Genomic DNA, 24,655 nt, shown 5'->3' with positions numbered 1-24,655 from the left:
TAGGACAATCGGCTGGTGTATGTAACTCAGCGCTTGCCTGCATTCGGATCGGGGAAGGGCGAGCTGGCAGCGGGTGCGGTTCGCCCCCGCTAACGCAATCGCGATGACACGACGCATGAACCATCCACATCTACTGCGGCGAACCGCCACATCCCCGGGCCGACCTTAGAAGTGTCGTTTGGGGCAAGCAATTGGCGCGCGGCGCATAGATAATAACCCAGTAATATCAGTTAGTTGTAGGAGTCGCCATCAGATCGATTGCGGCCGCCGGCAGGTCGCGCATGTGATGGATCAACCGGTCCGGCTTCAGCTCGGCAATCGGCACGTCGGTGTAGCCGAAGCTGACCCCGATCACGGGAACCCCGGCCCGCCGGGCGACCCCGACGTCGGTTCCGGCATCGCCGACCATGATGCTCGCCTTCACATCCCCGCCGGCCCGAGCCACCGTCTCGCGAAAGATGGTCGGATCGGGCTTCTGGACGCCAAAGGTATCGGCGCCGCAGATCGCCGCGAAGCGCCGGCTGAGGTCGAGCTGGTCCAGCAGACGCTTGGACAGCCATTCCAGCTTGTTGGTGCAGACCGCGAGGCGATGGCCCTGCGCCGCGAAATGATCGAGCGCGGCCTCGAGCCCATCGAAGGGGCGGGATTCGACCGCGATATGGTCGGCATAATAGGCGATGAAATCCGCCGTCATCCGGTCCATGTCGGCGGGGGTGACGGTGCGGCCCTCGGCCTCCAGCCCTCGCTCGATCAGCTTGCGGGCGCCTGCGCCGATCATGTTGCGGGCCGAGGCCATCGGCACGGGCGGCAGGCCTTCGCGGTCGAGCACATAATTCAGCGCGGTGATCAGGTCGGGCGCCGTATCCACAAGCGTGCCGTCGAGATCGAAGACGATGGTGTGCGGGCGCGTCTTTTTGAAGGAGGTCATGATCCAAGCGCTACCGGCCCGGTCGCATCCGCGCAAGGGGCGGGCCCATAAGATCGCTTTATAGGCCTGTTCCCGCGGGAAAAACGAGGCTACATAGGCCGCCGAAAGCGGCCGCGATCGGCGGCGCATCCTCCGGATTCAGAGGCGGGCGCACACGTGAATATGGACCAGTTGAAGCGGCAGGCTGCTGCGCGCGCCCTCGAGGAGGTTCGTGACGGCATGCAGCTCGGGCTCGGCACGGGCTCAACGGCCAAACATTTCGTCGAGCTGCTCGGCGAGCGCGTCGCCGCCGGGCTCAAGGTGGTCGGCGTGCCGACCTCCGAGGCGACGCGGGCCGATGCGCAGCGTTGCGGTGTGCCACTGACGACGCTGGACGAGATCGACCATCTCGACATCACCGTGGACGGCGCGGACGAGATCGATCCCGAGCTCAATCTGATCAAGGGCGGCGGCGGCGCGCTCTTGCGCGAGAAGATCGTGGCGGCCGCCTCGGATCGCATGATCGTGATTGCCGACGACAGCAAATGGGTGCCGACGCTCGGCAAGTTTCCGCTGCCGGTCGAGGTCATCCCGTTCGGCCTCGGGGCGACGCGCCGCGCGATCGAGAAGGCATTTGCGGACTGCGGCGTTTCCGGGCAAATGGCGGTCCGCAATGCCAAAGACGGCCACGTTTTCGTCACCGATGGCGGCCACTGGATCGTCGATGCCCAGCTCGGACGTATTGCGGATCCCGCCAGCCTCGCCAAGGCGTTGAGCGCGATCCCCGGCGTGGTCGAACATGGATTGTTCATCGGCTTGGCCAGCTCGGCCGTTCTGGCGGGCGGCGAGGGAATCCGCGTGATTGAACGGCGAAAGCCCTAAGGAGACTAGGAATGAAGAGCGTTTTGAAATTGTTGCCGGCCGCGACCTTTGCTGCTGGCCTGGCCGTCTCGGCGGTCCCGGCGATCGCGCAGCAGCCGGCGCCGGCCCAGCCCAAGGCGGCCGCCGCGCCGGCCCAGCCGAAAGCCTCGCCGGCGGCGATCGCAGCGGCCAAGGAAATTTTGCAGATCAAGAACGCTACGGCGATGTATCAGGGCGCCGTGCCGGGCCTCGTCGAGAAGACCAAGATCGCGCTGACGCAGCAGAACCTCAACTACCAGAAGGACCTCAACGAGGTCGCGCCGATCGTGGCCCAGCAGCTCGCCGGCCGCCAGAACGAGATCGGCGAAGGCATGGCGCAGATCTACGCCAGCGAGTTCACCGAACAGGAGTTGAAGGATCTCGTCACCTTCTACAAGTCGCCGCTGGGCAAGAAGCTGATCGAAGCCGAGCCGCGCGCCATCGGCCTCAGCATGGCCTTCATGAACTCCTGGGCCCAGAACTTCTCCGAGACCGTGATGGGCGCCTTCCGCGCCGAAATGCGCAAGCGTGGCAAGGAGATCTGACAGTACCTATCTGATCAGAATCCTGATCATGCTCTAGGAGAGGTCGGAGTGGACTATGGCTGAATTCGACGTCGATCTCTTCGTCATCGGTGGCGGCTCGGGCGGTGTGCGTGCCGCCCGCATTGCGGCCGGTCATGGTGCCCGCGTGATGGTCGCGGAAGAGTACCGCATGGGCGGCACCTGCGTGATCCGCGGCTGCGTGCCGAAGAAGCTGTTCGTGATCGGCTCGCATGTCCGTCAGGAACTCGAGGACGCCGCAGGCTTCGGCTGGACCGTTCCGTCCGCCAGCTTCGACTGGCCGACGCTGATCGCCAACAAGGACAAGGAGATCGCGCGGCTGGAGGCGGCCTACACCGCCAATGTCGAGAAGTCGGGCGCGCAGATCGTCAAGAGCCGCGCGGTGATCGAGGACAAGCATACCGTCCGCCTGCTCGAGAACGACAAGAAGATCACTGCAAGATACATCCTGATCGCAACCGGCGGCGCGCCGAACCATGGCGCGGCGATTCCCGGCATCGAGCACGTCATCTCCTCCAACGAGGCGTTCCACCTTGCGAAGCTGCCGAAGCGGATCGTGATCCAGGGCGGCGGCTATATCGCGCTGGAATTCGCCGGCATCTTCGCCGGCTTCGGCTCCGACGTCACCGTGATCTATCGCGGCGACAACATTCTGCGCGGCTTCGACGAGGATGTTCGCACGCACGTGCGAGCCGAGATGGAGAAGCAGGGGATCACGATTCTCACCGGCTGCACGGTGACGAAGGTCGAGCGCCAGGGCGAGGGCTTCACCACCCATCTGTCGAACGGTTCGAGCCTCGCCTCGGACCAGGTGATGTTCGCCATCGGCCGTCATCCCAACGTCGCCAATCTCGGTCTGGAGAAGGCCGGCGTCACCATCAACCCGAACAACGGCGGCATCGCGGTCGACCATTTCTCCAGGAGCTCGGTCGACAGCATCTATGCCATCGGCGACGTCACCCATCGCTTCAACCTGACGCCCGTCGCGATCCGCGAGGGCCATGCCTTCGCCGACACCGTGTTCGGCAAGCGCGAGGTGAGGGTCGATCATGCCAACATCCCGACCGCGGTGTTCTCGCAGCCGGAAGTCGGCACGGTTGGCCTGACGGAAACCGAGGCGCGCGCGCAATACAGCCACGTCGACATCTACAAGACGACCTTCCGGCCCATCAAGGCGACGATGTCGGGCCGCGACACCCGCGTGCTGATGAAGCTCGTGGTCGACGGCGCGACCGACCGCGTGCTCGGCTGTCACATCGTCGGCGACTCTGCCGCCGAGATCACGCAAGCCGTGGCGATCGCGGTGAAGATGAAGGCGACCAAGGCGGATTTCGACGCGACGATCGCGCTGCATCCGACCGCGGCCGAAGAGCTCGTCACGATGCGCACCCCGACCGCACGCCACGTGCGTCAGGCGGCGGAGTAGGGCTATCGTCCGCCGGACGAGCTCGGCCTGCATGGTTCGAGACGCCCGCTGTGGCGGGCTCCTCACCATGAGGGTCTAAGATTTCGCCGCAAAACACGACTTCATCCTGAGGGCCCGCCGTAGGCGGGCGGCTCGAAGGATGGCCGCAACGAGATCCGCGCCTACCCGTACAGATACCCGACCGGCTTGCCTTCGGTGCGCAGGGGGCGGACGTCCTTCTGCGTGATGATCTGACCGGCGAGGCCGTCGATCTCGTCACGCTGCGTCGGTGTCCAGCTGCGCAGCTCGTTCATGCCCTTGAGCAGGCCGAGACGGAGGACCTGGGTATTTTCGCCGACACCCGTGAGGCTGATGGACTCCTTGCCTGCGGTCACAACGTCGCCGGCGGAAAGCTCGAAGCTCTCGCCGGCCTTCTTTTGAAATTCGGCCGTGCCGCGAATGACGCGGTAGATCACGACCTCTCCCCTGGCGAAACAGGCCGCGTCCGCGGCGACCGACGTGCTCTTCGGCAGCAGCGACCGACCGCGCGGGTCTGTCGCGATGATGTGGCCGGTAACGAGATGACCGCTGGGAATCTCGATGCCGATGTCGCGCACGTAAACCGGCATCGCCGATTTGACCGCGCCACCGGCGAGCGGCTTGAACACCGCGTCCAGCGCCAGGGGATCCTGCAGCCAGAAGCCGGCACCGGCCGGTCGGTTGTGCAACGGATGGCTCCAGGCCACACGTGGTGTCTCGGCCTCGTTGATCTGGTCCGGACCGACGATGGTCGGGTTGGGAAAGGTGGTGGGATCGGTGATGAAGGCTTCGAGGAATTTGCCCGAATAGCCCATCGAGATCGGATCGGGCACCACGGTCTGCGGCGTCTTCAAATTCTCTTCGGTCGACAGGCCCGACCAGGTGTAGAACAGCTGCCGGTGCACGATCGCGCTTTGCAGCATCACCGCGCCAGGGCCCACATTGTAGAAGCGCCCGTCATAGTCGAAGGTGAACGCGCCAGAGGTGACCAGCACGAGCTGAAAGCCGCCCGGTGGCAGATGCAGATGGAAATCAGTGGGGCCGGTGTCGGCCCGGTAGATCGGCAGATTGGTCGCGACCTCGTGCAGGAGGAAGGTCTCGTTGTTGGCGTGAAAGCCTTCATTGGCGCGGTTGTACAGCGCCTGCGGCCGGTACGTTGCCTCGAATTTCGCATCGCGGTCGCGATCGATCGCCACGAAATCCTGATCGTTGAGGCGCAGCCGCGCGCCGTTCGGATGGGCGAGACCGGTGAATTTGAGGTCTCCGGCAGCATGCACGTTCATGGCATTCTCCGATCTGAGGCCGTTCATCCCGGAGCTGGGCGCGCGCAACTTGCCGCTCCTTATCGTGGCGGGGCAGGGAATTGGCCTGATGCCGTCTTGCGAATTTTAGGCCAGTCGGAGCGCTGCAGGCTCGCCGGCTCCATGCGGCGCGAAAATAATCGAGATTGCACCTGAGGTTAGGCAACAGGGGGCGCCAACATGCCTGGCCTGTCCGTGCCAACCGCATGTGGGTGGAGCGACTGATCTTGTCTAATTTGTCGGCATGTCCTGCAAAGGGCATGCAGCCGCGCCGGTTGCAGCGACAGGCAAGTGCCGACAGCTCAACGTCTGACGCGGTTCATTCGAACGATCGACGGACGGTGCCCTCGGGCTTGCCGAACGGGCTATCGGTCCACTTGGCCATGTCCAACGCGCACGCGTCGAACACTTCGCACCAGAGGCAGCTCAGCTCCGGGCGGCCTTTGGCCGCCAGCATCGGGACAAGCGCGTGGCCGCCGCCGCCTGCAGGATGTGATGCGATTCATGCGCTTCTCCGCGATCGTCGAGTTCAGGAAAGGCATTTTCGTTGCCGAAGCTTGCGCGGACGCTATGAGGGCGCGCTGCGCCCCCTCGGAAGCGCTTGTCGCTGAGAGCGTCGCACTTCATCGTGACACGGTTGCGATGTCGCCGTTTTGCGCGGCTCCGGTGCTAAGATGGAGACGTCGAGATCGGAGGTCGAGATGGACGATCACGCCACGCGAGCTGCGCTTCAGCGCCATTGGGACGCCTCGGACGCAAATGATTTCGAGGCCGAGCACGACATCTATTGCGAGGATGCGATGCTCGATTATCCGCAATCGGGCGAGCGCATTCATGGCCGCAGGAACATCCAGCAGAGCCGTTTCGTGCAGCCGAACAGGAAGCGCTTCACGGTCCGTCGGATCATCGGCGGCGGCGATCTCTGGGTGAGCGAGTTCATCCTGAGCTATGACGGGGTGCCGTCCTACGTCGTCAGCATCATGGAGTTCCGCGACGGATTGGTCGCGCACGAAACGCAATATTTCGGCGACCGGTTCGATCCGTCGCCGTCCCGTGCACATCTTGTCGAGCGGGTGAATTGAAGGAGTGACGCCTGTCGGCCATGTTGCGTCGTTGCGAGCGCAGCGAAGCAAATCCAGAGTCTTTCCGCGGAGGGATTCTGGATTGCTTTCGCTGCGCTCGCAATTGTGCATGTTCAATAATTCGCTGATTGGATCGCTCCAGCGGAGGAACGATCCGATGCGAGACAACAGCTATGACCGAACGGTTGAACGCAACTATCTGCAGAAGTGGCGTTTTCTGATTTCGGAGTATGAGGCGGTGAAGGCTGGCCGATCGCCGCTGTTCAAGCGGGTCGGCGACTTCTACCGGCACCACGGGACCTGCTCGCAGACGTTCCGCAAGTATTACAATCGCTATCTGCAGAGCGGCGAGGACGCGGATCTGCTGCCGCGGCGGCGCGGCCCGAAGTGGCGGGAACGGCGCGAGCCGGAAGGGATCGAGGCGGAGATCGTCGCCCATCGCAAGCGGGGATGAACCGTTATGAGATTCATGCCGTCTTGCTTGCGCGAAACGCGCGACACGGTACCTTCGCCGATCACGATCTACCGGGTGCTGAAGCGCCACCGCCTGAACCGCCGCACGCCGGCGATGCGCGAGGAGAAACGCCGTATTATCAAGGACAAGCTCGGGGAGCTGGGCCACGTCGATCTGCATCAATTGCCGCGCGATATGTTCCTCGCGCCACCCCCGGTCACGGCCTACATCATCAGCCTGATCGACAGCTGCTCGCGTCTGGCCTGGGCCGAGGTCCTGACATCCAAGAAGGCGCTGCCGGTCATGTTCAAGACCCTGAAGATGATCAACACCCTCAACGTCACCTATGGGCTCGTCTTCCAGGAAATCCTGTCCGACAACGGCGCCGAGTTCGCCGCCCGCACCAAGCCGGCCGAGCATCCATTCGAGGCCATGCTGCTCGAGCTCGGCATCAAGCACCGCTACACCAGGCCCTATCGGCCGCAGACCAACGGCAAGGTCGAACGCTTCTGGCGTACCCTCGATGACGACGTCATCGACGGCGCGACCTTCGACAACCTGGACCACTTCGCCAATGAACTGTTCGAGTACCTCGTCTACTACAACAACCACAGACCCCATCAGGCCTTGGCAGGACAAACTCCCAAGGCTTTCGCCGCTTCCAAGACCACCGCGATCCAATCAGCGAATTATTGAACATCGACAGCAATGACGCTGTTGAAACAGGTGTGCGCGAAAACCACGCTCTCTTGCCCCGGGCGCAGCGCTTCCAACACGGAACCGATGCGGCGGCTGGTCGCAGTCGTATCGCCTTGATTCCGACAGACCCGCCGTTATCTCTGGGACGAACAAGAATCCGGGCCCCTCTGGCGAGGACGCCGACAGATGTCGGCAAACCTCGTGATGTCGGATGACCTGTCCCGCGCGAATGCGATGGATCGGCCGATTGTCGGGCCCCTTTTCGTTCCCTCCGACCATTCGTCTCCATCGCAACTCCGTGCGGCCATTTCGCAAGTTAAGGGAGCTACGATGTCTGACGCCAAAACCTCACATCCGATCGAGATCGCGGAGCCGTTCAGCCTGAACGAGCAGGCCGCGGTCGCGCTGGTGATCGTAGGCGCGCTGGTCGCGGTTGCCGACCGCCGCGTCTCGCCGGTCGAACGCGACGAGGTGGTTCGTTTCATCCGGGATCGCAAGCTGGCGCCGCACATGTCGGACGAACGGCTCTGTGCGATGTTCGATGAACTCGCCGAACGGCTTGCAGAACCGGATTTTGCCAATGTCGTGATCGACACGCTGCGGCCGGTTTCGAATCTGCCGCTCTCGTCCCATCTGATGGAGCTGTCGGAGCGCGTTGCCGCCGCAGATGAGGACGTACATCCCCACGAAGTGCAGGCGATCAAATTGTTGCGCTTGCTGACGCTGGTGCTGCCGCGCGCCAAGCCGGTCGTGCCGAGCGCGGCGCGCGCCGAGCTGCAGGCCGCCTTGAAGGAGTAAGCATGAGCACGGTTTCGGACGGGCGCACCACGGAAACCGAGGGCACCACCGGCCAGATCGCCGGTGGAGACCCGCGCCTGGCCAAGCTCGTCCGCCGCCTGCCACCGCGCATGGGCGACACATTCACCTATCTGCTCAAGCCGTCCAGCCGCTGGGTCAGGATTCCCTCGGGCACGCTGCTGGTCGTCGGCGGTGTGCTCTCCTTCCTGCCGGTGCTCGGCGTCTGGATGCTGCCGCTCGGCCTCGCGCTGCTCGCCGAGGACGTGCCTGCGCTGCGCTCCTCCCGTTCAAAGGTCTTCGACTGGATCGAGCGCCGCAAGCCGCATTGGCTTGATCCGTCGGCATCGAAGAATGATCAAACATGACTGAATTCATCACTCCCGAGGCGCTGACCGCGCTGTTCCAAGTCGTCCTGATCGACCTCGTGCTCGCCGGCGACAACGCCGTCGTGATCGGTCTTGCCGCGGCGGGTCTGCCGGCCGAGCAGCGCCGCCGGGCCATCGTCGTCGGCATCATCGCTGCGACTGCGCTGCGCATCGTCTTTGCCGGCATCGCGACCCAGCTCCTGCAAGTGATCGGCCTGCTGCTCGCCGGCGGCGTGCTGTTGCTCTGGGTGTGCTGGAAGATGTGGCGCGAGCTGCGCGAGCAGTCCGGGCATTCGAGCCAGCTCGTGCTCAGCCATGGCGGCGGCGCGGATGCTGCGCCGGTGCAGCGAAAGACTTTCGGCCAGGCGGCGGTGCAGATCGTCGCGGCCGACGTCTCGATGTCGCTCGACAACGTGCTCGCAGTCGCGGGCGCTGCGCGCGAGCATCCCTACATTCTCGTCTTCGGCCTGTTGCTGTCGGTTGCGATGATGGGCATCGCCGCCGATCTGCTCGGCCGCGTGCTCCAGAAGCATCGTTGGGTCGCCTATGTCGGTCTCGCCATCATCATTTACGTCGCGTTCGAGATGATCTATCGGGGCTCGCTCGAGCTCGCGCCTGTCATCGCGAGTCTCTGAGACGCTCGCCTGTCTGCAATCCGGAGTGATCAATGACGTCTGAACTCAAAGCACCTTCGGCGCTGGCCGCGCCGCAGCCGCCGATTGGCCTGTTTCCGAAGCTGATCTTCGGCTCGCGCTGGCTGCAATTGCCGCTCTATATCGGCCTCATCGTCGCGCAGGCCGTCTATGTGCTGTTGTTCTTGAAGGAGCTCTGGCATCTGGTCGCGCACTCGTTCGACGCCAGCGAGCAGCAGATCATGCTGGTCGTGCTCGGGCTGATTGACGTCGTCATGATCTCGAATCTGCTGGTGATGGTGATCGTCGGCGGCTACGAGACGTTCGTCTCCCGCCTGAACCTGAGTGGGCATCCAGACGAGCCGGAATGGCTCAGCCACGTCAATGCCAGCGTGCTCAAGATCAAGCTCGCGATGGCGATCATCGGCATTTCCTCGATCTCGCTGCTCAGGACCTTCATCGAGGCCGGCAATCTCGGCACCACGCGGAGCAATTTCACCGAGACTGGCGTGATGTGGCAGGTGCTGATCCACATGACCTTCATCATCTCGGCGATCGGCATCGCCTGGGTCGACCGGCTCAGCGAGAGCGGCCATCGCAAGGAGGCCGGCCACGGCTGATCAACCCGGCCGCCTGAATACCTCCCGAGCGGCCAATCCTGGAGCTCGCCTGATCGTCCGGTCGGGCGGGCTCTCTTTCAAGATCGATAAAATTGTCGGCAATCGGTCCAGCGGCGGCAAACGCTGAGGACAAGAAGCACGGCGCTTTAAACCAGAGCTTTGGAACCGATCGGCATCCTGCCCGCAAAAGGGCAGGGCATCAGCATGTCAATTTTCAGGGAGATCGTCGCAGCGGTCGCGGGAGTCTACGCGCTCCTGTTCGTCTGCGACACATTGTTCGGGACCGGCGAGACGCGCTTCGACGACGCCTATTACAGTGCCAGCTTCTATGCGCCGGGGCCGAAGGAATTTCGTTTTGCGAGCGACACGCCGCCGGCAGTCCGCGTCAGCGACGCCTTCGCGCAGTTTGCGCCGGGTGACGCCAAGCCGAACAGGCGCTACTCGTCGATGACGACGATCATTCGTTAAAGAATGACGAGTTGCGGCTCGGTCGATTTGCTCGGTTCACCTCTCCCTACGCGAGAGGTGGACTCGCAGCTGGCATCGATTCAACCAAAATTGGTCCTCGCTGGCGCCCCAGGGTCATTCCCCCTGGATCCATTCCGCGAGGCCGCGCCACAGCGTGTCGCGGTGCTCGGGGCGGAAGAAGCCGAAATGGCCGATGGCCTTGGCGCCGATATCGGACGGTTTTACCGTCAGCACCTCCGGCTTGGTTGCGGTGAATCCGCTCGCGAGCAGCTCGACCGCGGGACGCGTGGCCCAGGGATCGTCGGAGAAGCATAGCGCGCGCAGCTCGCCCTTGAACTTGGTGAAGTTCTCGAGGGCCGGCAGTTTTGAATCGAAGAGATAGCGCGGGCTCGAGACCCACTCGGCCCACTGCAGGAACACGCCCTTGGGCAAATCCTCGCCAACACCGGCCCAGCCCGGCGCGTAACCGAGCGCGTGGGCCAGCGGCACGCCAACAAAGTTCATGAAGGCGTAGACGCGGTATTTCTCCGGCGAAGTCATCAGCCGCCAAGTTGCCGCTTGCGAAGCCACGAGCGCGGCGCGCGAGACGTCGCTGTTGTTCGCGATCAGCCCGAGCGCCTGACCGCCGAAGGAATGGCCAACATAGGCAAGCGGCAGGGCGCTATAGCGCTCGCGCATCCAGCTGACCGCGGCAGTGACGTCGAGCGCGGCCCAGTCGGACATCGAGGCCTTGAAGCCGGCCAGCGATTTCGGCTTGTTGTAGCCGACCATCGCCGGCGGCCGGGAGTCGCCGATGCCGCGATAGTCGTAGATCAGCACCGCGCAGCCCCGATGGGCGAGGTAGGAGGCAAAGCCCCGATAAATCTTGCGTGGCACGGCGGTCGCTGAATTGATCAGGACGGCGTGGCGCTTGACGCCGCGCGGCAGGAACAGGGTGCCGGTCAGCGCATAGCCGTCGGTTGCCGGAGAGCTGATTTCGTCGATGAAAACGTCGTCCAGTGCCGCGCCCATGGGCAGAAGCTGTCCTGCCAGTTTTCTTAGCCATCCCCAGCAAATGCGAATTTGGCTTTCGCCGCAAGGGTTGCGGTGCGAAATGGATTTACAACTGGCGGCCGGGAGCCAGCCTGTGTATAAGGCGACCCTCGCAACCCCTAGATCAGGTTGTACTTTTTGCTTCACGGAGAGATTGCGATGTCCGAGCGGTGGACGCCCGAGTCCTGGCGCAGCAAGCCGGTTCTACAGGTGCCCGATTATCCCGACGCCAAGGCATTGGCCGACGTCGAGGCGCAGCTTGCGACCTTTCCGCCGCTGGTGTTCGCGGGCGAGGCGCGCAATCTGAAGAAGGCGCTGGGCCGCGTTGCGGCCGGCGACGCCTTCCTGCTCCAGGGCGGCGACTGCGCCGAGAGCTTCGCCGAGCACGGCGCCAACAACATCCGCGACTTCTTCCGCGTGCTGCTGCAGATGGCGGTGGTGCTGACCTATGCCGGCGCTGTCCCCGTGGTGAAGGTCGGCCGCATCGCCGGCCAGTTTGCCAAGCCGCGGTCCTCGCCGACCGAGAAGGTGGGTGGCGTCGAGCTGCCGAGCTATCGCGGCGACATCGTGAACGACATCGCCTTCACGAAGGAAGCGCGCGTGCCGGATCCGCAGCGCCAGCTGATGGCCTATCGCCAGTCGGCGGCGACGCTGAACCTGCTCCGCGCTTTCGCCACCGGCGGCTTCGCCAATCTCGGCAGCGTGCATCAATGGATGCTCGGCTTCTTGAAGGATAGTCCGCAGTCCCGCCGCTACAAGGAATTGGCCGACCGCATCTCGGACGCGCTCAATTTCATGCGCGCCTGCGGCCTCGATCTCGAGAGCCATCCCGAGCTGCGCGCCACCGATTTCTACACCAGCCACGAGGCACTGCTGCTCGGTTACGAGCAGGCCCTGACCCGCGTCGATTCCACCACCGGCGACTGGTACGCGACCTCGGGCCACATGATCTGGATCGGCGACCGCACCCGCCAGCTTGATCATGGCCACGTCGAATATTTCCGCGGCATCAAGAACCCGATCGGGCTCAAATGCGGCCCGTCGCTCAAGCCGGACGAGCTCTTGAAGCTGATCGACGTGCTCAACCCCGACAACGAACCGGGTCGGCTGACGCTGATCGGCCGTTTCGGCTCCGACAAGATCGGCGAGCATCTGCCGAACATGGTCCGCGCCGTGAAGCGCGAGGGCCGGGTGGTGGTCTGGTCGTGCGATCCCATGCACGGCAACACCATCACCTCGACGTCGGGCTACAAGACGCGGCCGTTCGACCGCATCCTGTCCGAGGTCAAGTCGTTCTTCGCGATCCACGCCGCCGAAGGCACCCACGCCGGCGGCGTGCATCTGGAGATGACCGGCAAGGACGTCACCGAATGTCTCGGCGGCGCCCGCGCGATCACGGACGAGGATCTCAACGACCGCTACCACACGGTCTGCGATCCCCGCCTCAATGCCGAGCAATCCATCGATATGGCTTTCCTGGTCGCCGAGCTCCTCAAACAGGAGCGCGCCGGCAAGGCGCAGCCGATTCCGGCCGCAGCGGGGCTCTAAGACCTTGCTGCGGATTTGGAAGGCCACGATCAATTCCCGCAACGGTCTGGCCTTTGCGTTCCAATCGGAGCAGGCCGTCCGCGAGGAGATCTTTGCGCTGCTGCTGTCGGTGCCGCTCGCCTGGTTCATCGGCGCGACCGCGATGCGCGCGGTCGAGCTGGTCTGTGCCGTCGCCTTCGTCCTCGTGGTCGAGCTGCTCAACACGGCGATCGAAAAGCTCGCCGACCGGTTGACGATGGATCACGACAAGCAGATCGGGCGGGTCAAGGACATGGGCTCGGCGGCCGTCGGTGTCGCGCTGCTGATGGCCGGCGCGTTCTGGATCTTTGCCGTCGTCGAGCGGTTGGGGTTCCTGTAAGACGCGGAGATAGTCGATTGAGCGTCGGTGCCCGAGGCTCCTTCACCTCTCCCCAACGCGGAGAGGTCGATTTGCGTCTCGCGATGTGCATCGTCGAGCGCAACGCGGGTGAGGGGGCGTGGGTCCCACGAGAGACCGCAATCCCTCACCCGGATTGCATCTTCGATGCAATCCGACCTCTCCCTTCGGGAGAGGTGACAGCGAGAGCGCCATGACCGAACGTCTCAACACATTCGCGGTCACGCTCGCCCAGCTCAATCCGACGGTGGGCGACGTGGAGGGCAATGCGGGCAAGGTCCGCGCGGCGCGTGCGCGAGCTGCCGCTGACGGCGCCGATCTCGTGCTGTTTCCGGAATTGTTCATCGCCGGCTATCCGCCGGAGGACCTGGTACGGAAGCCGGCGTTCCAGTCCGCCTGCCGCGCCGTCATCGAGACGCTCGCGCGCGAGACCGCCGACGGAGGTCCGGCGATGCTGGTCGGCACGCCCTGGGTCGAGGAGGGCAGGCTCTACAATGCCTGCGCGCTGCTCGACGGGGGCCGCATCGCCGCACTGCGGTTCAAGTGCAATCTGCCGAACTATGGCGTGTTCGACGAGAAGCGGCTGTTTTCGCGCGGCCCTACTGCCGGTCCCCTCACCGTGCGCGGCGTTCGCGTCGGCGTGCCGATCTGCGAGGACATCTGGCTGGAGGAATCCGAGGACTACGAGAACGTGGTCGAGACGCTGGCGGAGACCGGCGCCGAGATCATCCTGGTGCCGAACGGCTCGCCTTATGCCCGGGACAAGAACGACGTGCGCCTCTCGGTCGCGGTGGCACGCGTGACCGAGAGCGGGCTGCCGCTGCTCTATCTCAACCAGGTTTGCGGCCAGGACGAGCTTGTGTTCGACGGCGCATCCTTCGCCCTCAACGGCGATCTCTCGCTTGCGGCGCAGTTGCCGGCCTTCGAAGAGAGCATCGTCACGCTGCGCTTCACCAGAAACGGCGACGACTGGCGCTGCACCGGACCGATTGCCGAACTGCCTGAGGGCGACAAGGCCGATTACGCCGCCTGCGTGCTGGGCCTGCGCGACTATGTCGGCAAGAACGGCTTTCCCGGCGTGCTGCTCGGTATTTCCGGCGGCATCGATTCCGCGCTCTGCGCGGCGATCGCGGTCGATGCGCTCGGCGCCGACCAGGTGCACGGCGTGATGCTGCCTTACCGCTATACGGCAGCACACTCGATTGCCGATGCCGGCGAGCTCGCCGGCCATCTCGGCATTCGCTACGAAGTCTTGCCGATCGCGGAAGCCGTGAACGGGTTCGAGACCATCCTGTCCGGCATCTTCAAGAACCTGCCGCCTGATATCACCGAGGAAAACCTCCAGGCCCGCACCCGCGGCACGCTTCTGATGGCGATCTCCAACAAGACCGGCCTGATGGTGGTGACGACGGGCAACAAGTCGGAGATGTCGGTCGGCTACGCCACGCTCTATGGCGACATGAATGGCGGCTTCAACCCCATCAAGGACATCTACAAGACGCAGGTGTTTCGGCTGGCGGCGCTGCGTAACCTCTGGAAGCCGGATGGCGCGCTCGGTCCTGCCGGCGAGGTCATCCCCCCAGACATCATCACGCGTCCGCCGACCGCGGAGCTGCGCGAGAACCAGACCGATCAGGATTCATTGCCCCCTTACGAGGTCCTCGATGCGATCCTCGAACGCCTGGTCGAACGCGAGGAGCCGCTCGACCAGATCATCGCCGCCGGGTTCGACCGCGAGACGGTCACCCGCATCGACCATCTCCTCAACGTTGCCGAATACAAGCGCCGCCAGGCCGCGCCCGGGGTGAAGGTGACGGCGAGGAACTTTGGTCGCGACCGGCGCTATCCCATCACCAACCGCTTCCGCGACAAGGGCGAGCCGCTGCCGGCGCCGGACGAGACGCTGGTCTCGCGCGGCAGCAAGGCGTCGATCGACGCCTTCGAGGGCTGAACTCCAGCTTGAGCGACGGTGGGCCCTATGACGGGGCTGCGAAAAACAGCACCCTCAGGAAGTGCGTGTATTCGGATTCGAGCACCATGATCGACACAAATACCAATACCGCGATCGGCGGCAACAGGATGGCATAGGCCAAGGCCAGCCGCTCCCAGGCCATGTGCATGAAGACGGCGACGATCAGGCCGGCCTTCAACACCATGAACAACAGGATCAGCGACCACCTCAGATAGCCGTGCAGGCCAAAGTAGTCGACGAGGTAGGAGCACGTGCTGAGGACGAACAGCCAGCCCCAGACCACCAGGTAGAGCTTGATCGGGTGCTGTTGACCCTTGGCGTGAACGGCTGCCGTTGCGACTGCGCCATGCGCCGGAGCGTGGAGCTGTCCTTCCATGTGTACCGCCGCGTTTGTCATGCGCCGACCTCACCAAAGATAGAAGAATGCAAAGATGAACACCCACACGAGATCGACGAAGTGCCAGTACAGGCCCGTGATCTCGACGATCTCGTAATACCCCTTGCGGCTCGTGAAGAAGCCGCGCCTTTCGACGTCGAAGTCGCCGCGAAAGACCTTCCGCGCAATGGCGATCAGGAAGATCACGCCGATCGTCACATGGGTGCCGTGGAAGCCGGTGATCATGAAGAAGCTCGCGCCAAATTGCGGGGCACCCCATGGATTGCCCCAGGGCCGGACGCCCTCCATGATCAGCTTGGTCCATTCGAAGGCCTGCATTCCGACGAAGGTTGCGCCGAAGGCTGCAGTGACCAGCATCAGGATTGCGGTTCTCACGCGATCGCGGCGGTAGCCGAAATTGACGGCCATCGCCATGGTGCCGCTGCTGCTGATCAGGATGAACGTCATGATGGCGATCAGGATCAGCGGAATGTGCTTGCCGGCGATGTTGAGAGCGAAGACTTCGCTGGGATTCGGCCACGGCACGGTCGTCGACATGCGCGCCGTCATGTAGGAGAGCAGGAAGCAACTGAAGATGAAGGTGTCGCTGAGGAGGAAGATCCACATCATGGCCTTGCCCCAGGACACGTTCTTGAAGGCGCGCTGATCGGACGCCCAGTCGGCGGCGATGCCGCGCCAGCCTTCAAGCCGCGCAGGCGATTGGCCCGGATCTGTCAGCAGGGTCTCGGCCATCTGGTCTCGCCTCCCTAGCTCAGCAATTGGCGGCAGATGTTGACGAAATCGTCGGTCCAGCCCGTGAGAAGACCGAGCAGGACGAGCCAGACCAGCAGCAGGAAGTGCCAGTAGATGGCGCACAGCTCCACGCTCAAGCGCATCTCGGCGATCTCGGCGCCGCGCCACATCTTGGCCGAGGTTCGGCCCAAGGCCACCAGACCGCCCGTCAGATGCAGCCCGTGCACTGCGGTCAACAGGTAGAAGAACGAGTTCGCCGGATTGGACGCCACCAAATATCCGGCGGCCCCGAGCCGTTGCCAGGCCAGGAGCTGTCCGGCGAGGAAAATCACCGCGGATGCTCCGCCCGCGAGCAGACCGATCATGATGCCTTCCGCATCGTATCGTCGCGCGGCCACGTAGGACCATTGCAGCGCGACACTGCTCATGACCAGGACACCCGTATTGACCCACAGCAGCCGCGGTACCGGCAGCGGCCGCCAGTCCGCCACGCTCATGCGCATCGAGTAGGCGCTGATGAAGAGGACGAATAACGCGCTCGCGACAGCGAGAAACACGCCAAGTCCCACCTTCGCTGCCGGCCAGGCCATGGCATCGCCGCCGGGGAAGTCACCGACCGGGCCTTCCTCCAGCCAGGGCTTGGCCGTCAGCCGCTGCTGCGACAGCCACCATCCGGCGATTACCGCAAGCACTGCCAGGAACAGGATGATGGCGCTCACGAAGCGGCTCCCTGAGCGAGCTGCGTCGCGCGCGGCGGCTGGTTCTGCGGAATGAAGTCCTCGGCGGCGCCGGGCACGCTGTAGTCATAGGCCCAGCGGTACACGACCGGGAGCTCCTTGCCCCAGTTGCCGTGCCCTGGGGGCGTCTCCGGCGTCTGCCACTCCAGCGTCGTCGCCCGCCACGGGTTGCCGCCTGAGGGCTCACCTTTGAACAAGCTCCAAGCAAGGTTGAACAGGAATACCATCTGGCTGAAGCCGACGGTCAAGGCCACCACCGAGATGAACGCGTTCAGCGAATGGGCCGAAGACGGGATGAACGTCGCATCCCCGAGTTCGAAATACCGGCGCGGAACCCCGAGCAGTCCGAGATAGTGCATGGGGAAGAAGATCAGGTAGGCACCCAAGAAGGTGACCCAGAAGTGAAACTTGCCCAGGGTCTCGTTCAACATCCGTCCCGTGACCTTGGGGTACCAATGATAGATCGCGCCGAGCACGACCATGATCGGTGCCACGCCCATCACCATGTGGAAATGCGCGACCACGAACATGGTATCCGAGAGCGGTACGTCGACGACGACGTTGCCGAGGAAGAGGCCGGTGAGCCCGCCGTTCACGAAGGTGATGATGAAGCCGAGCGCGAACAGCATCGGCACCGTGAGGTGAATGTCGCCGCGCCAAAGCGTCAGCACCCAGTTGTAGACCTTGATGGCGGTGGGGATCGCGATGATGAGCGTCGTGGTGGCGAAGAAGTACCCGAATTGCGGGAACATGCCGCTCACATACATGTGGTGCGCCCATACGATGAAGCTCAGCGCGCCGATGGCCACGATCGCCCAGACCATCATGCGGTAACCAAAGATGTTCTTGCGCGCATGCGTGCTGATCAGATCGGAGACGATGCCGAACGCGGGCAGGGCGACGATGTAGACTTCGGGATGGCCAAAGAACCAGAACAGGTGCTGGAAGAGCAGCGGGCTGCCGCCGCCATATTTCGACAGCGTGCCCATCTCGACGAGCGAAGGCATGAAGAAGCTGGTGCCCAAAAGACGGTCGAGCAGCAGCATGACCGAGGCAACGAACAGTGCAGGGAATGCCAAGAGCGCCATGACGGTCGCCGTGAAAATGCCCCAGACCGTCAGGGGCAGGCGCATCAACGTCATGCCGCGGGTGCGCGCCTGCAGCACCGTCACCACATAGTTCAGCCCGCCCATCGTGAAGCCGATGATGAACAGGATCAGGGACGACATCATGAGAATGATGCCCCAATCCTGCCCTGGCGTTCCGGAGAGGATTGCTTGCGGCGGGTAGAGCGTCCAGCCGGCGCCGGTGGGGCCGCCGGGCACGAAGAATGTCGAGGCCAGCACCAGGACTGCGAGCAGGTAGACCCAATAGCTCAGCATGTTCACATACGGAAAGACCATGTCCCGGGCGCCGACCATCAGCGGGATCAGGTAGTTGCCGAAGCCGCCCAGGAACAACGCGGTGAGCAGATAGATCACCATGATCATCCCGTGCATGGTGATGAACTGGAGGTACTGATTGGCATCGATGAAAGAGAAGGTGCCGGGGAATCCCAGTTGCAACCGCATCAGCCACGACAGCACCAGGGCCACGAGCCCGATGGCGGTCGCGGTCAGCGAATACTGGACGGCGATTACCTTGGCGTCCTGCGAGAAGACATACCGTGTCCACCAGCTCCGCGGATGATAGAGCTCGACATCGGGTACTTCGGCAGGCGGGATGCCGCGGATCCCTTCATATGGAATATCGACCATAGAAACCTCCTCGGTCGTTTCCATCGGGGATGAGGCCCGGCCTCATTGCACCCGATCCATCTTCGCGGCGGCAGCTTGCTACTTGCCGCCGGGTTGATACGTCGCCTTCACGACGGCTTTTGCCGGCGATAATTCTGCGAACGTCTTTTGTTGCTCCAGCCAGGCGTGATATTCACGCTCTTCGTCGACGATGACCTTGGCGCGCATCTGATAATGAGCAGCGCCGCAAAGCTCCGCACAGAGAACATCGAACGTTCCGGTTCGGATCGGCGTTATCCAGAAGTAGGTCACCATGCCCGGAACCATGTCCATCTTGGCCCGGAATTCGGGCACGTAGAAATCGTGCAGGACATCAACCGAGCGGAGGAGAACCTTGACCGGTTTGCCTACTTGAAGGTGCAGGTCGCCGTTCTCGATGACGACGTCGTCCTGCGCGTGTTGGTCGTCACGATTGAGACCCATCGGATTGTCGGAAGCGATGTTGCGGACATCGGTTGTGCCCAGCTGCCCATCCTTGCCCGGAAGGCGGAAGCTCCACTGCCATTGCTGGCCCATGACCTCGACCTCGGTGGCATCCGCAGGCACCGTCACGAACTGGTGCCAGACCACGAGGCCAGGCGCGAGCATGGCTGCGACGCCGACGCCGGTCCCGACGCTCAGCCACCATTCGAGCCTTTTGTTTTCCGGATTGTAGTCGGCCCGTCTTCCCTCCTTGTGGTGAAAGCGGAAGACGCAGTAAGCCATGAAGGCGATCACCGCGACGAAAACGAAGCCCGTGATCCAGAACGTGATGTTGATGGTGTGGTCGATATAGGCCCAGTTGGTTGCGATCGGCGTCCACCACCACGGGCTGTAGATATGAAACAGCACCGAGCCGATCGCGACCAGAAGCAGTATCAGTGCGACAGCCATCCTGATCCATCCTTGCCATCGAAGGCTACGGATACGAATCCAGGGCGGAGCTCATGTCTGTCGCGATGGCTGGCCTTTCTGGTTGGCATCTATGCCATCGCCGGCCTCTTGCTTCGCCCATTCCACTGGTCGCGAAATTCAAGAGAACGCTCGCGACCATCAACTCTAAGGGCGTCTGCGTCTAAAATGATCCCAGCCTGATCCGGCGTCAATAGAGCAGTGTGGGTGCCCCAAAGTGGTGCGATAGCCAGGCTGGGCAAACCGACAAAGCATGAGGTGCGCATGTCGCGTCTTGGTGGTGCAATGCACAAGTCGGTGCTGGTGCACAATTCACCCAACCGTGAGTGCAGCCATGCCCCGCGCGCGCTAAGCTTGGGAGGTAAGGTCGCGACGGGTTCCGTCCGGCCAGGCTCGTTCGCTGAACCTGGGTTGCCGTACCTGACCCATCGCGTTTCCTGCTCGTCCGGCGGACACGCGTGGCTGGAAAGCGCGTGTTGTCGAAAACCGCGATCTTCAGCACGGGAGGTCCGTCCATGGCCACTCTCTACTCCCACCACATCGTCAGGCGGCACGTATTCGGTGAAGCAGCCTCGTATCCCATTCGCAAGATCAGCTTGTCCGACCTGACCGAGGCCCTGCGCCTGGGCTGGGAGGATTTCCAGGCGATGCCGAGTCACGCGATCGTCGTGTGCCTGATTTATCCCGTTCTCGGTCTCGTCCTGTTCAGGATGGTGCTCGGCTATTCGGTGCTGCCGCTACTGTTTCCGCTGGCCGCCGGCTTTGCCTTGATCGGTCCTTTTGCTGCGATCGGTCTCTACGAACTCAGCCGCCGTCGTGAGCGCGGCGAGGAGGTCGAAGCGTGGGATGCGATCAAGGTGCTGCGCGCACCGTCGTTCGGCGCCATGATCGAACTCGGCGTGCTCCTGCTGGTCCTGTTCGGGGCCTGGATCGGCGTCGCGAACGCGATCTATGTCTCAATCTTCGGTCATGCGGCGGCCGCAAGCATCCCCGACTTCGCAACGCGCGTGCTGACGACGCCGGAAGGTTGGTCGCTCATCATCATCGGTTGCGGTGTCGGCTTCCTGTTTGCGGTTGTGGCATTGTGCGTCAGCGTCGTGTCATTTCCATTGATGCTCGACCGGCATGCGACCGCGATCGACGCGATCCGCACCTCGCTGCGAGCGGTGGCGGCGAATCCGGTTGCGATGGCCGGATGGGGCCTCATCGTGGCGGCGCTGCTCGTGATCGGCTCGCTGCCGCTCTTCGTCGGTCTCGCCGTCGTTCTTCCGGTGCTCGGTCATGCCACCTGGCATCTCTATCGGCGGATGGTCGAACCCAATCCGAATCCACCGGACGCACCGCCGCCGCCCGCGAGGGGCAGGCGCTACGCAGCAGACTTTCCGGCCAATCTCTTCCCGTGGAGCCGCGAGGGCGAGTAGTAGCGCGCGCTTGAGGGATAACGGTTGCGAGTAAGACGTGCGATTGTGGATTGCTGCATCATCCGCGAAACAGATGATGCAGTACCCTGCGGCACTGCTTGTATGCACGGCGTACTGGATGCCCCGCCTTCGCGGGGCATGACAGTAAAAGCAGGGCTGCCTACTTCTGCTGCTGCGGCAAGAAGGTTGGACCGACCGACCGGATCGGCTTGTTCTCGGAGTTGACAGCGGGGGCCGTCTCCGCCGGCGGCGTTGCAGGTGCAGTCGCCGTGGTCGGCGCGGGAGCCGCGCCCTTCTTGGCATTGGCAGGCGTGCCCTTGTTGAGCCGCTGTTGCTGCATCTTCCTGGCGCTCTCCTCGGTGACGATGATATCGCCCTGCTGCTCGGCTGCGGCCTTGTCGTCGGCTGATTTCAGCGCATCCGCCCAGGTTTGGCCCGCTGCCTTGCAGGAGCAGGACGGGTTGAACTCGCTGCGGAATTTGAACGCGGTCGGCAGCGCCGTGTAGGGCTGGCCGCCGATCGAGACCGCCGAGTTCATGTCCTCGCCGGGATTGCGATGAGTGTAGAGCACGGCTTCGGCCGCCGGGCACAGCGCCTTGCAGGTCTTCTCATCGTCGGGAAAGCGCGCCGGCACGGTCGCAAACGAGATCGGGAAATAGGCACCGTCGCAGGTGCGCACGCACACCGTGCGGAAGGTGCCGGATTGCGGGCCGAGATCGGAGGGCGGCACGGCTTGCGGATTGTTCGGGTTGTTGCCGCCGCCGAACAAATTGCTCAGGAAGTTGCCGCCGCCTTGCGACTGCGCGGCATTGGCATATTGCGGGCCGCAATTGTTCTGCGCCAGCGCCAACAGGACCGAACGGCGCTGGTTGTCGCGCTCCGGGCTGAAGCCGCCGGGGCCACCGCCGCGCAGCCGTTCGAGATTGCCGGTGATCTGGTCCAGATTGGCGCGCATTTGCTGGATCTGGGTGTTCACCGGGCCACACTGAGCCGACTGGCCGTTGAACAGCGAAAAGAAGCCGGAGGAGTCGCAGCCCATGCGCTTGGCCTGCATGGTGACGCGATCCAGCTCGGCCTGCTGCTTGGCCTGGGAATCCTGATAGCGGCGGATCTGCTCTTCGCGCGCGGGGTCACCACCGCCGCCGCCACGATCGAGCGCGGCGAGCTGGCCTTCCAGCCGCGCGCACATCGGGTTCGGTCCGAGCCCGTTCTGGCCCGGCTGAGGCGGCGGGCCAGGCGGGCCAGCCTGCGCCAAAGCGCCATTGGCGAGCATGACGGTGCTCAGGAGCACGGTGCAGGCAAGGAGGGAGCGGGCGCGGGAGAGAGACAAAAATTCAGGCATATCCGCCATTCTAGCGAGGTCACGGCCCAGCGTGATCTGGGGGGCCGAAGCGCGCCCTCCCAATAGCCGCTTCCTGCGGCATCGTCACGTCGTTTCAGGGACAAAGACCGGTCCTAAGGTCCGCCAGCTCCGAGGGAATTCAGCGCTGGCAGGTGATTGCGACATATTCGTCGCAACGGCCATGGGAGCAGTTTGCGCCAGTTTTGGGGACGGAGCCGGTAATTTCGTCGGGATCGACCCGGCGATAGGCCGAGGCTATCGCAAAATCTCGTGACTGACAGTAGGTGCGCGCAGCGGATGCACCGCATTTGTCGCCTTTGGCCAGGCACTGGTCGACGCCGTAGCCATCCGCCTGATTGGCAATGATGAAAACGCGGGTCTCGGCGCAAGCGCGGGGTGCTGCAAGGATCGCGGCGCTGAAAACGAGCGCGAGCAGGGATCGCATGAAAATACCGAGGCTAAAAATGGAGGAACCGCTGGTTCCAGAATGGCCTCAAATGGTTAGGGGATCATGAACCATCAGGGCGGGCCGCGCGCTTTGCGGAGAAAAAACGGCATTTCCGCGGCTCTTGACGCCGGGGCCCGTGGTGGCCCATATGTGACCGCATGAACGGTCTCCTCGCCATTTGCGCCATTTGCCGCGAGATTACGAGCTAGCGATTCGCTGGCTGGAGCCGTCTTTTCTCAAACACATTGAGAGCCTTGGACGCCCGGCCAACAGCCGACGGGTATCCATATGGAATTGCGCCTTCACGATACGCTGACGAGGGAAAAGCGGACCTTTGTACCGCTCGATCCGAAGAACGTCCGCATGTATGTCTGCGGACCGACCGTCTACGACTTCGCCCATATCGGCAATGCGCGGCCGGTGATCGTGTTCGACGTGCTGTTTCGGCTGCTGCGCCATCTCTATGGCGAAGCGAATGTCAAATATGTCCGTAACATCACCGACGTCGACGACAAGATCAACGACCGCGCCGCGCGCGATTTCCCGGGCCTGCCGCTGAACGAGGCCATCCGCAAGGTCACCGAGCAGACCGGCAAGCAGTTTCACGCCGACGTCGATGCGCTCGGCGCGCTTCGGCCGACCGTGGAGCCGCGCGCGACCGAGCATATCGGCGAGATGCGCGAGATCATCGAAAAGCTGATCGCCGGCGGCTTTGCCTATGTCGCCGAGGACCATGTGCTGTTCTCGCCGCAGGCCATGAACGCGGCCAATGCCGGCCTGCCGCGCTACGGCGCGCTGTCCAACCGCTCACTGGACGAGATGGTCGCGGGCGCCCGCGTCGATGTCGCGCCATACAAGAAGGGCAATACCGACTTCGTGCTGTGGAAGCCGTCCAAGCCGGGCGAGCCGTCATGGCCCTCGCCGGCCGGTATCGCCGCGCAGGGTCGTCCTGGCTGGCACATCGAGTGCTCGGCCATGGCCTGGAAGCATCTCGGCGAGCACTTTGACATCCATGGTGGCGGCATCGATCTCGTGTTTCCGCACCACGAGAACGAGGTCGCTCAGACCTGCTGCGCCTTCCACCAGCAGCGCATGGCGAACTATTGGATGCACAATGGCTTCCTGCAGGTCGAGAGCGAGAAGATGTCGAAGTCGCTCGGCAACTTCATCACGATCCACGAACTGCTCAAGGACTGGCCGGGTGAGGTGCTGCGCCTCAACATGCTGAAGACGCATTACCGCTCTCCAATCGACTGGACCATGAAGTCGCTCGAGGAGAGCGCCAAGACGCTCGACGACTGGTACCGCATCGCGGCCGACGCCGTGCCGGGCGAGCCGGATGCGTCGGTGGTCGAACCGCTGCTCGATGACCTCAATACGCCGCAGGCGATCGCGGCGCTGCACGGCCTGCGCGGCAACGATATCGCGGGTCTTGCGGGCTCGTTGCGGCTGCTCGGATTCCTGGCCGAGAGCGCGGCGCAGTGGGAAAGGCGCAAGCAGCAGGCGAGCGGCGTCGATGCCAAGGAAGTCGAGCGTCTGATCGCCGAGCGGACGGCCGCCCGTGGCCGCAAGGATTTCAAGGAGTCCGACCGCATCCGCGATCTGCTCGCTACGATGGGCGTTGCGATCAAGGACTCCAAGGAAGGCACGACCTGGGAGATCGCGCGATGAAGCGGCCCGACACGCCGTTTCCGCGGCACTGGCTCTACTACATCGCGCTGAAGATCGCG

Annotated in this window: 26 protein-coding genes; 16 read left to right on the top strand and 10 right to left on the bottom strand. The window is 63.5% G+C overall.

What is annotated here, in order from left to right; genetic code table 11:
• Positions 1-226: 226 nt before the first annotated feature.
• Positions 227-928, bottom strand: a complete 702-nt coding sequence (locus tag P6U27_RS22000; RefSeq protein ID WP_407192583.1) for an HAD family hydrolase — start codon at positions 926-928, stop codon at positions 227-229.
• 156 nt (positions 929-1,084) lie between these two features.
• Here P6U27_RS22000 and rpiA point away from each other — a divergent pair, with 156 nt between their 5' ends.
• Genes rpiA through gor form a run of 3 tightly spaced genes read left to right on the top strand, consistent with a single transcriptional unit; the run spans position 1,085 to position 3,796 of the window.
• Complete coding sequence (rpiA, locus tag P6U27_RS21995; protein ID WP_122403862.1) at positions 1,085-1,789, top strand: ribose-5-phosphate isomerase RpiA; 705 nt, start codon at positions 1,085-1,087, stop codon at positions 1,787-1,789.
• Between the two features lie 11 nt (positions 1,790-1,800).
• Positions 1,801-2,352, top strand: a complete 552-nt coding sequence (locus tag P6U27_RS21990; RefSeq protein ID WP_122403861.1) for a DUF2059 domain-containing protein — start codon at positions 1,801-1,803, stop codon at positions 2,350-2,352.
• 55 nt (positions 2,353-2,407) lie between these two features.
• Positions 2,408-3,796 carry a glutathione-disulfide reductase gene (gor, locus tag P6U27_RS21985; RefSeq protein ID WP_407122091.1) on the top strand — a complete coding sequence of 463 codons (1,389 nt, stop codon included), beginning with the start codon at positions 2,408-2,410 and terminating at the stop codon, positions 3,794-3,796.
• Between the two features lie 161 nt (positions 3,797-3,957).
• Here gor and P6U27_RS21980 read toward each other — a convergent pair whose 3' ends face one another.
• Positions 3,958-5,097 carry a hypothetical protein gene (locus P6U27_RS21980; protein ID WP_122403859.1) on the bottom strand — a complete coding sequence of 380 codons (1,140 nt, stop codon included), beginning with the start codon at positions 5,095-5,097 and terminating at the stop codon, positions 3,958-3,960.
• A gap of 719 nt (positions 5,098-5,816) precedes the next feature.
• Between P6U27_RS21980 and P6U27_RS21975 the strand changes: the two genes are divergently transcribed.
• The 8 genes from P6U27_RS21975 (at position 5,817) to P6U27_RS21940 (ending at position 10,233) form a co-directional block, all read left to right on the top strand.
• Positions 5,817-6,197, top strand: coding sequence for a nuclear transport factor 2 family protein (locus tag P6U27_RS21975; protein WP_122403858.1), 381 nt, complete (start codon positions 5,817-5,819; stop codon positions 6,195-6,197).
• Between the two features lie 157 nt (positions 6,198-6,354).
• Positions 6,355-6,651, top strand: coding sequence for a hypothetical protein (locus P6U27_RS21970; RefSeq protein WP_407192582.1), 297 nt, complete (start codon positions 6,355-6,357; stop codon positions 6,649-6,651).
• Positions 6,652-6,657: 6 nt separating this feature from the next.
• Complete coding sequence (locus P6U27_RS21965; protein WP_407192581.1) at positions 6,658-7,347, top strand: integrase core domain-containing protein; 690 nt, start codon at positions 6,658-6,660, stop codon at positions 7,345-7,347.
• Between the two features lie 333 nt (positions 7,348-7,680).
• Complete coding sequence (locus P6U27_RS21960; RefSeq protein ID WP_122403857.1) at positions 7,681-8,148, top strand: TerB family tellurite resistance protein; 468 nt, start codon at positions 7,681-7,683, stop codon at positions 8,146-8,148.
• 2 nt (positions 8,149-8,150) lie between these two features.
• A complete protein-coding gene (locus P6U27_RS21955; RefSeq protein WP_122403856.1) occupies positions 8,151-8,513 on the top strand; it encodes a hypothetical protein in 363 nt (120 codons plus the stop codon).
• The gene (locus P6U27_RS21950; RefSeq protein WP_122403855.1) at positions 8,510-9,148 is read left to right on the top strand and encodes a TerC family protein; all 639 of its coding nucleotides are present in this window, start codon (positions 8,510-8,512) and stop codon (positions 9,146-9,148) included. The genes P6U27_RS21955 and P6U27_RS21950 overlap by 4 nt, the downstream gene beginning before the upstream one ends.
• A 32-nt stretch (positions 9,149-9,180) precedes the next feature.
• Positions 9,181-9,765, top strand: coding sequence for a TIGR00645 family protein (locus tag P6U27_RS21945; protein WP_122403854.1), 585 nt, complete (start codon positions 9,181-9,183; stop codon positions 9,763-9,765).
• A 204-nt stretch (positions 9,766-9,969) separates the two neighbouring features.
• A complete protein-coding gene (locus P6U27_RS21940; RefSeq protein ID WP_122406732.1) occupies positions 9,970-10,233 on the top strand; it encodes a hypothetical protein in 264 nt (87 codons plus the stop codon).
• Between the two features lie 114 nt (positions 10,234-10,347).
• Here the strand turns inward: P6U27_RS21940 and P6U27_RS21935 are convergent, their stop codons facing one another.
• Complete coding sequence (locus tag P6U27_RS21935) at positions 10,348-11,244, bottom strand: alpha/beta fold hydrolase (RefSeq protein WP_407192580.1); 897 nt, start codon at positions 11,242-11,244, stop codon at positions 10,348-10,350.
• Between the two features lie 180 nt (positions 11,245-11,424).
• Here P6U27_RS21935 and P6U27_RS21930 point away from each other — a divergent pair, with 180 nt between their 5' ends.
• The 3 genes from P6U27_RS21930 to P6U27_RS21920 all read left to right on the top strand — a co-directional run bounded on the left by P6U27_RS21930 (position 11,425) and on the right by P6U27_RS21920 (position 15,140).
• Positions 11,425-12,813: a class II 3-deoxy-7-phosphoheptulonate synthase gene (locus P6U27_RS21930; RefSeq protein WP_122403853.1), complete on the top strand. Its 1,389-nt coding sequence runs from the start codon at positions 11,425-11,427 to the stop codon at positions 12,811-12,813.
• 4 nt (positions 12,814-12,817) lie between these two features.
• Positions 12,818-13,171, top strand: coding sequence for a diacylglycerol kinase (locus tag P6U27_RS21925; RefSeq protein ID WP_122403852.1), 354 nt, complete (start codon positions 12,818-12,820; stop codon positions 13,169-13,171).
• 211 nt (positions 13,172-13,382) lie between these two features.
• Complete coding sequence (locus P6U27_RS21920) at positions 13,383-15,140, top strand: NAD+ synthase (RefSeq protein ID WP_407192579.1); 1,758 nt, start codon at positions 13,383-13,385, stop codon at positions 15,138-15,140.
• A 25-nt stretch (positions 15,141-15,165) separates the two neighbouring features.
• Here the strand turns inward: P6U27_RS21920 and P6U27_RS21915 are convergent, their stop codons facing one another.
• The 5 genes from P6U27_RS21915 to P6U27_RS21895 all read right to left on the bottom strand — a co-directional run bounded on the left by P6U27_RS21915 (position 15,166) and on the right by P6U27_RS21895 (position 19,696).
• A complete protein-coding gene (locus tag P6U27_RS21915) occupies positions 15,166-15,558 on the bottom strand; it encodes a cytochrome C oxidase subunit IV family protein (protein ID WP_162500331.1) in 393 nt (130 codons plus the stop codon).
• A gap of 9 nt (positions 15,559-15,567) precedes the next feature.
• The gene (locus tag P6U27_RS21910; protein WP_122403849.1) at positions 15,568-16,290 is read right to left on the bottom strand and encodes a heme-copper oxidase subunit III family protein; all 723 of its coding nucleotides are present in this window, start codon (positions 16,288-16,290) and stop codon (positions 15,568-15,570) included.
• 14 nt (positions 16,291-16,304) lie between these two features.
• Positions 16,305-17,009 carry a cytochrome c oxidase subunit 3 gene (locus P6U27_RS21905; RefSeq protein ID WP_407192578.1) on the bottom strand — a complete coding sequence of 235 codons (705 nt, stop codon included), beginning with the start codon at positions 17,007-17,009 and terminating at the stop codon, positions 16,305-16,307.
• Entirely contained in the window at positions 17,006-18,784 is a 1,779-nt protein-coding gene (locus tag P6U27_RS21900; RefSeq protein ID WP_122406731.1) for a cbb3-type cytochrome c oxidase subunit I, read from the bottom strand. The genes P6U27_RS21905 and P6U27_RS21900 overlap by 4 nt, the downstream gene beginning before the upstream one ends.
• A 78-nt stretch (positions 18,785-18,862) precedes the next feature.
• Positions 18,863-19,696, bottom strand: a complete 834-nt coding sequence (locus P6U27_RS21895; protein WP_122403847.1) for a cytochrome c oxidase subunit II — start codon at positions 19,694-19,696, stop codon at positions 18,863-18,865.
• A 533-nt stretch (positions 19,697-20,229) separates the two neighbouring features.
• Here P6U27_RS21895 and P6U27_RS21890 point away from each other — a divergent pair.
• Positions 20,230-21,135 carry a DUF2189 domain-containing protein gene (locus P6U27_RS21890; RefSeq protein WP_122403846.1) on the top strand — a complete coding sequence of 302 codons (906 nt, stop codon included), beginning with the start codon at positions 20,230-20,232 and terminating at the stop codon, positions 21,133-21,135.
• Between the two features lie 160 nt (positions 21,136-21,295).
• On the opposite strand, the gene P6U27_RS21885 is transcribed toward P6U27_RS21890, so the two are convergent.
• Positions 21,296-22,486 carry a DUF2865 domain-containing protein gene (locus P6U27_RS21885; RefSeq protein ID WP_122403845.1) on the bottom strand — a complete coding sequence of 397 codons (1,191 nt, stop codon included), beginning with the start codon at positions 22,484-22,486 and terminating at the stop codon, positions 21,296-21,298.
• A 130-nt stretch (positions 22,487-22,616) separates the two neighbouring features.
• The gene (locus tag P6U27_RS21880; protein ID WP_407122099.1) at positions 22,617-22,922 is read right to left on the bottom strand and encodes a hypothetical protein; all 306 of its coding nucleotides are present in this window, start codon (positions 22,920-22,922) and stop codon (positions 22,617-22,619) included.
• A gap of 291 nt (positions 22,923-23,213) precedes the next feature.
• On the opposite strand from P6U27_RS21880, the gene cysS reads away from it, so the two are divergent.
• Complete coding sequence (cysS, locus tag P6U27_RS21875) at positions 23,214-24,596, top strand: cysteine--tRNA ligase (RefSeq protein ID WP_122403843.1); 1,383 nt, start codon at positions 23,214-23,216, stop codon at positions 24,594-24,596.
• Positions 24,597-24,655 lie beyond the last annotated feature (59 nt).

It is taken from the genome of Bradyrhizobium sp. STM 3566 (assembly GCF_045571445.1).
In the GTDB taxonomy this organism is placed as follows: Bacteria; Pseudomonadota; Alphaproteobacteria; order Rhizobiales; family Xanthobacteraceae; genus Bradyrhizobium; species Bradyrhizobium vignae.
The sequence above is the reverse complement of the archived record's forward strand: the minus strand, read 5'-3'. Positions and strand labels throughout refer to the sequence as shown.

What these genes read in the sequence shown, in the direction of transcription:
- P6U27_RS22000 (WP_407192583.1), bottom strand. Translation starts at nt 928, where the DNA reads ATGACCTCCTTCAAAAAGACGCGCCCGCACACCATCGTCTTCGATCTC.
- P6U27_RS21990 (WP_122403861.1), top strand. Translation starts at nt 1,801, where the DNA reads ATGAAGAGCGTTTTGAAATTGTTGCCGGCCGCGACCTTTGCTGCTGGC.
- gor (WP_407122091.1), top strand. Translation starts at nt 2,408, where the DNA reads ATGGCTGAATTCGACGTCGATCTCTTCGTCATCGGTGGCGGCTCGGGC.
- P6U27_RS21980 (WP_122403859.1), bottom strand. Translation starts at nt 5,097, where the DNA reads ATGAACGTGCATGCTGCCGGAGACCTCAAATTCACCGGTCTCGCCCAT.
- P6U27_RS21975 (WP_122403858.1), top strand. Translation starts at nt 5,817, where the DNA reads ATGGACGATCACGCCACGCGAGCTGCGCTTCAGCGCCATTGGGACGCC.
- P6U27_RS21970 (WP_407192582.1), top strand. Translation starts at nt 6,355, where the DNA reads ATGCGAGACAACAGCTATGACCGAACGGTTGAACGCAACTATCTGCAG.
- P6U27_RS21965 (WP_407192581.1), top strand. Translation starts at nt 6,658, where the DNA reads ATGAGATTCATGCCGTCTTGCTTGCGCGAAACGCGCGACACGGTACCT.
- P6U27_RS21960 (WP_122403857.1), top strand. Translation starts at nt 7,681, where the DNA reads ATGTCTGACGCCAAAACCTCACATCCGATCGAGATCGCGGAGCCGTTC.
- P6U27_RS21955 (WP_122403856.1), top strand. Translation starts at nt 8,151, where the DNA reads ATGAGCACGGTTTCGGACGGGCGCACCACGGAAACCGAGGGCACCACC.
- P6U27_RS21950 (WP_122403855.1), top strand. Translation starts at nt 8,510, where the DNA reads ATGACTGAATTCATCACTCCCGAGGCGCTGACCGCGCTGTTCCAAGTC.
- P6U27_RS21945 (WP_122403854.1), top strand. Translation starts at nt 9,181, where the DNA reads ATGACGTCTGAACTCAAAGCACCTTCGGCGCTGGCCGCGCCGCAGCCG.
- P6U27_RS21940 (WP_122406732.1), top strand. Translation starts at nt 9,970, where the DNA reads ATGTCAATTTTCAGGGAGATCGTCGCAGCGGTCGCGGGAGTCTACGCG.
- P6U27_RS21935 (WP_407192580.1), bottom strand. Translation starts at nt 11,244, where the DNA reads ATGGGCGCGGCACTGGACGACGTTTTCATCGACGAAATCAGCTCTCCG.
- P6U27_RS21930 (WP_122403853.1), top strand. Translation starts at nt 11,425, where the DNA reads ATGTCCGAGCGGTGGACGCCCGAGTCCTGGCGCAGCAAGCCGGTTCTA.
- P6U27_RS21920 (WP_407192579.1), top strand. Translation starts at nt 13,383, where the DNA reads ATGACCGAACGTCTCAACACATTCGCGGTCACGCTCGCCCAGCTCAAT.
- P6U27_RS21915 (WP_162500331.1), bottom strand. Translation starts at nt 15,558, where the DNA reads ATGACAAACGCGGCGGTACACATGGAAGGACAGCTCCACGCTCCGGCG.
- P6U27_RS21910 (WP_122403849.1), bottom strand. Translation starts at nt 16,290, where the DNA reads ATGGCCGAGACCCTGCTGACAGATCCGGGCCAATCGCCTGCGCGGCTT.
- P6U27_RS21900 (WP_122406731.1), bottom strand. Translation starts at nt 18,784, where the DNA reads ATGGTCGATATTCCATATGAAGGGATCCGCGGCATCCCGCCTGCCGAA.
- P6U27_RS21895 (WP_122403847.1), bottom strand. Translation starts at nt 19,696, where the DNA reads ATGGCTGTCGCACTGATACTGCTTCTGGTCGCGATCGGCTCGGTGCTG.
- P6U27_RS21890 (WP_122403846.1), top strand. Translation starts at nt 20,230, where the DNA reads ATGGCCACTCTCTACTCCCACCACATCGTCAGGCGGCACGTATTCGGT.
- P6U27_RS21885 (WP_122403845.1), bottom strand. Translation starts at nt 22,486, where the DNA reads ATGGCGGATATGCCTGAATTTTTGTCTCTCTCCCGCGCCCGCTCCCTC.
- P6U27_RS21880 (WP_407122099.1), bottom strand. Translation starts at nt 22,922, where the DNA reads ATGCGATCCCTGCTCGCGCTCGTTTTCAGCGCCGCGATCCTTGCAGCA.
- cysS (WP_122403843.1), top strand. Translation starts at nt 23,214, where the DNA reads ATGGAATTGCGCCTTCACGATACGCTGACGAGGGAAAAGCGGACCTTT.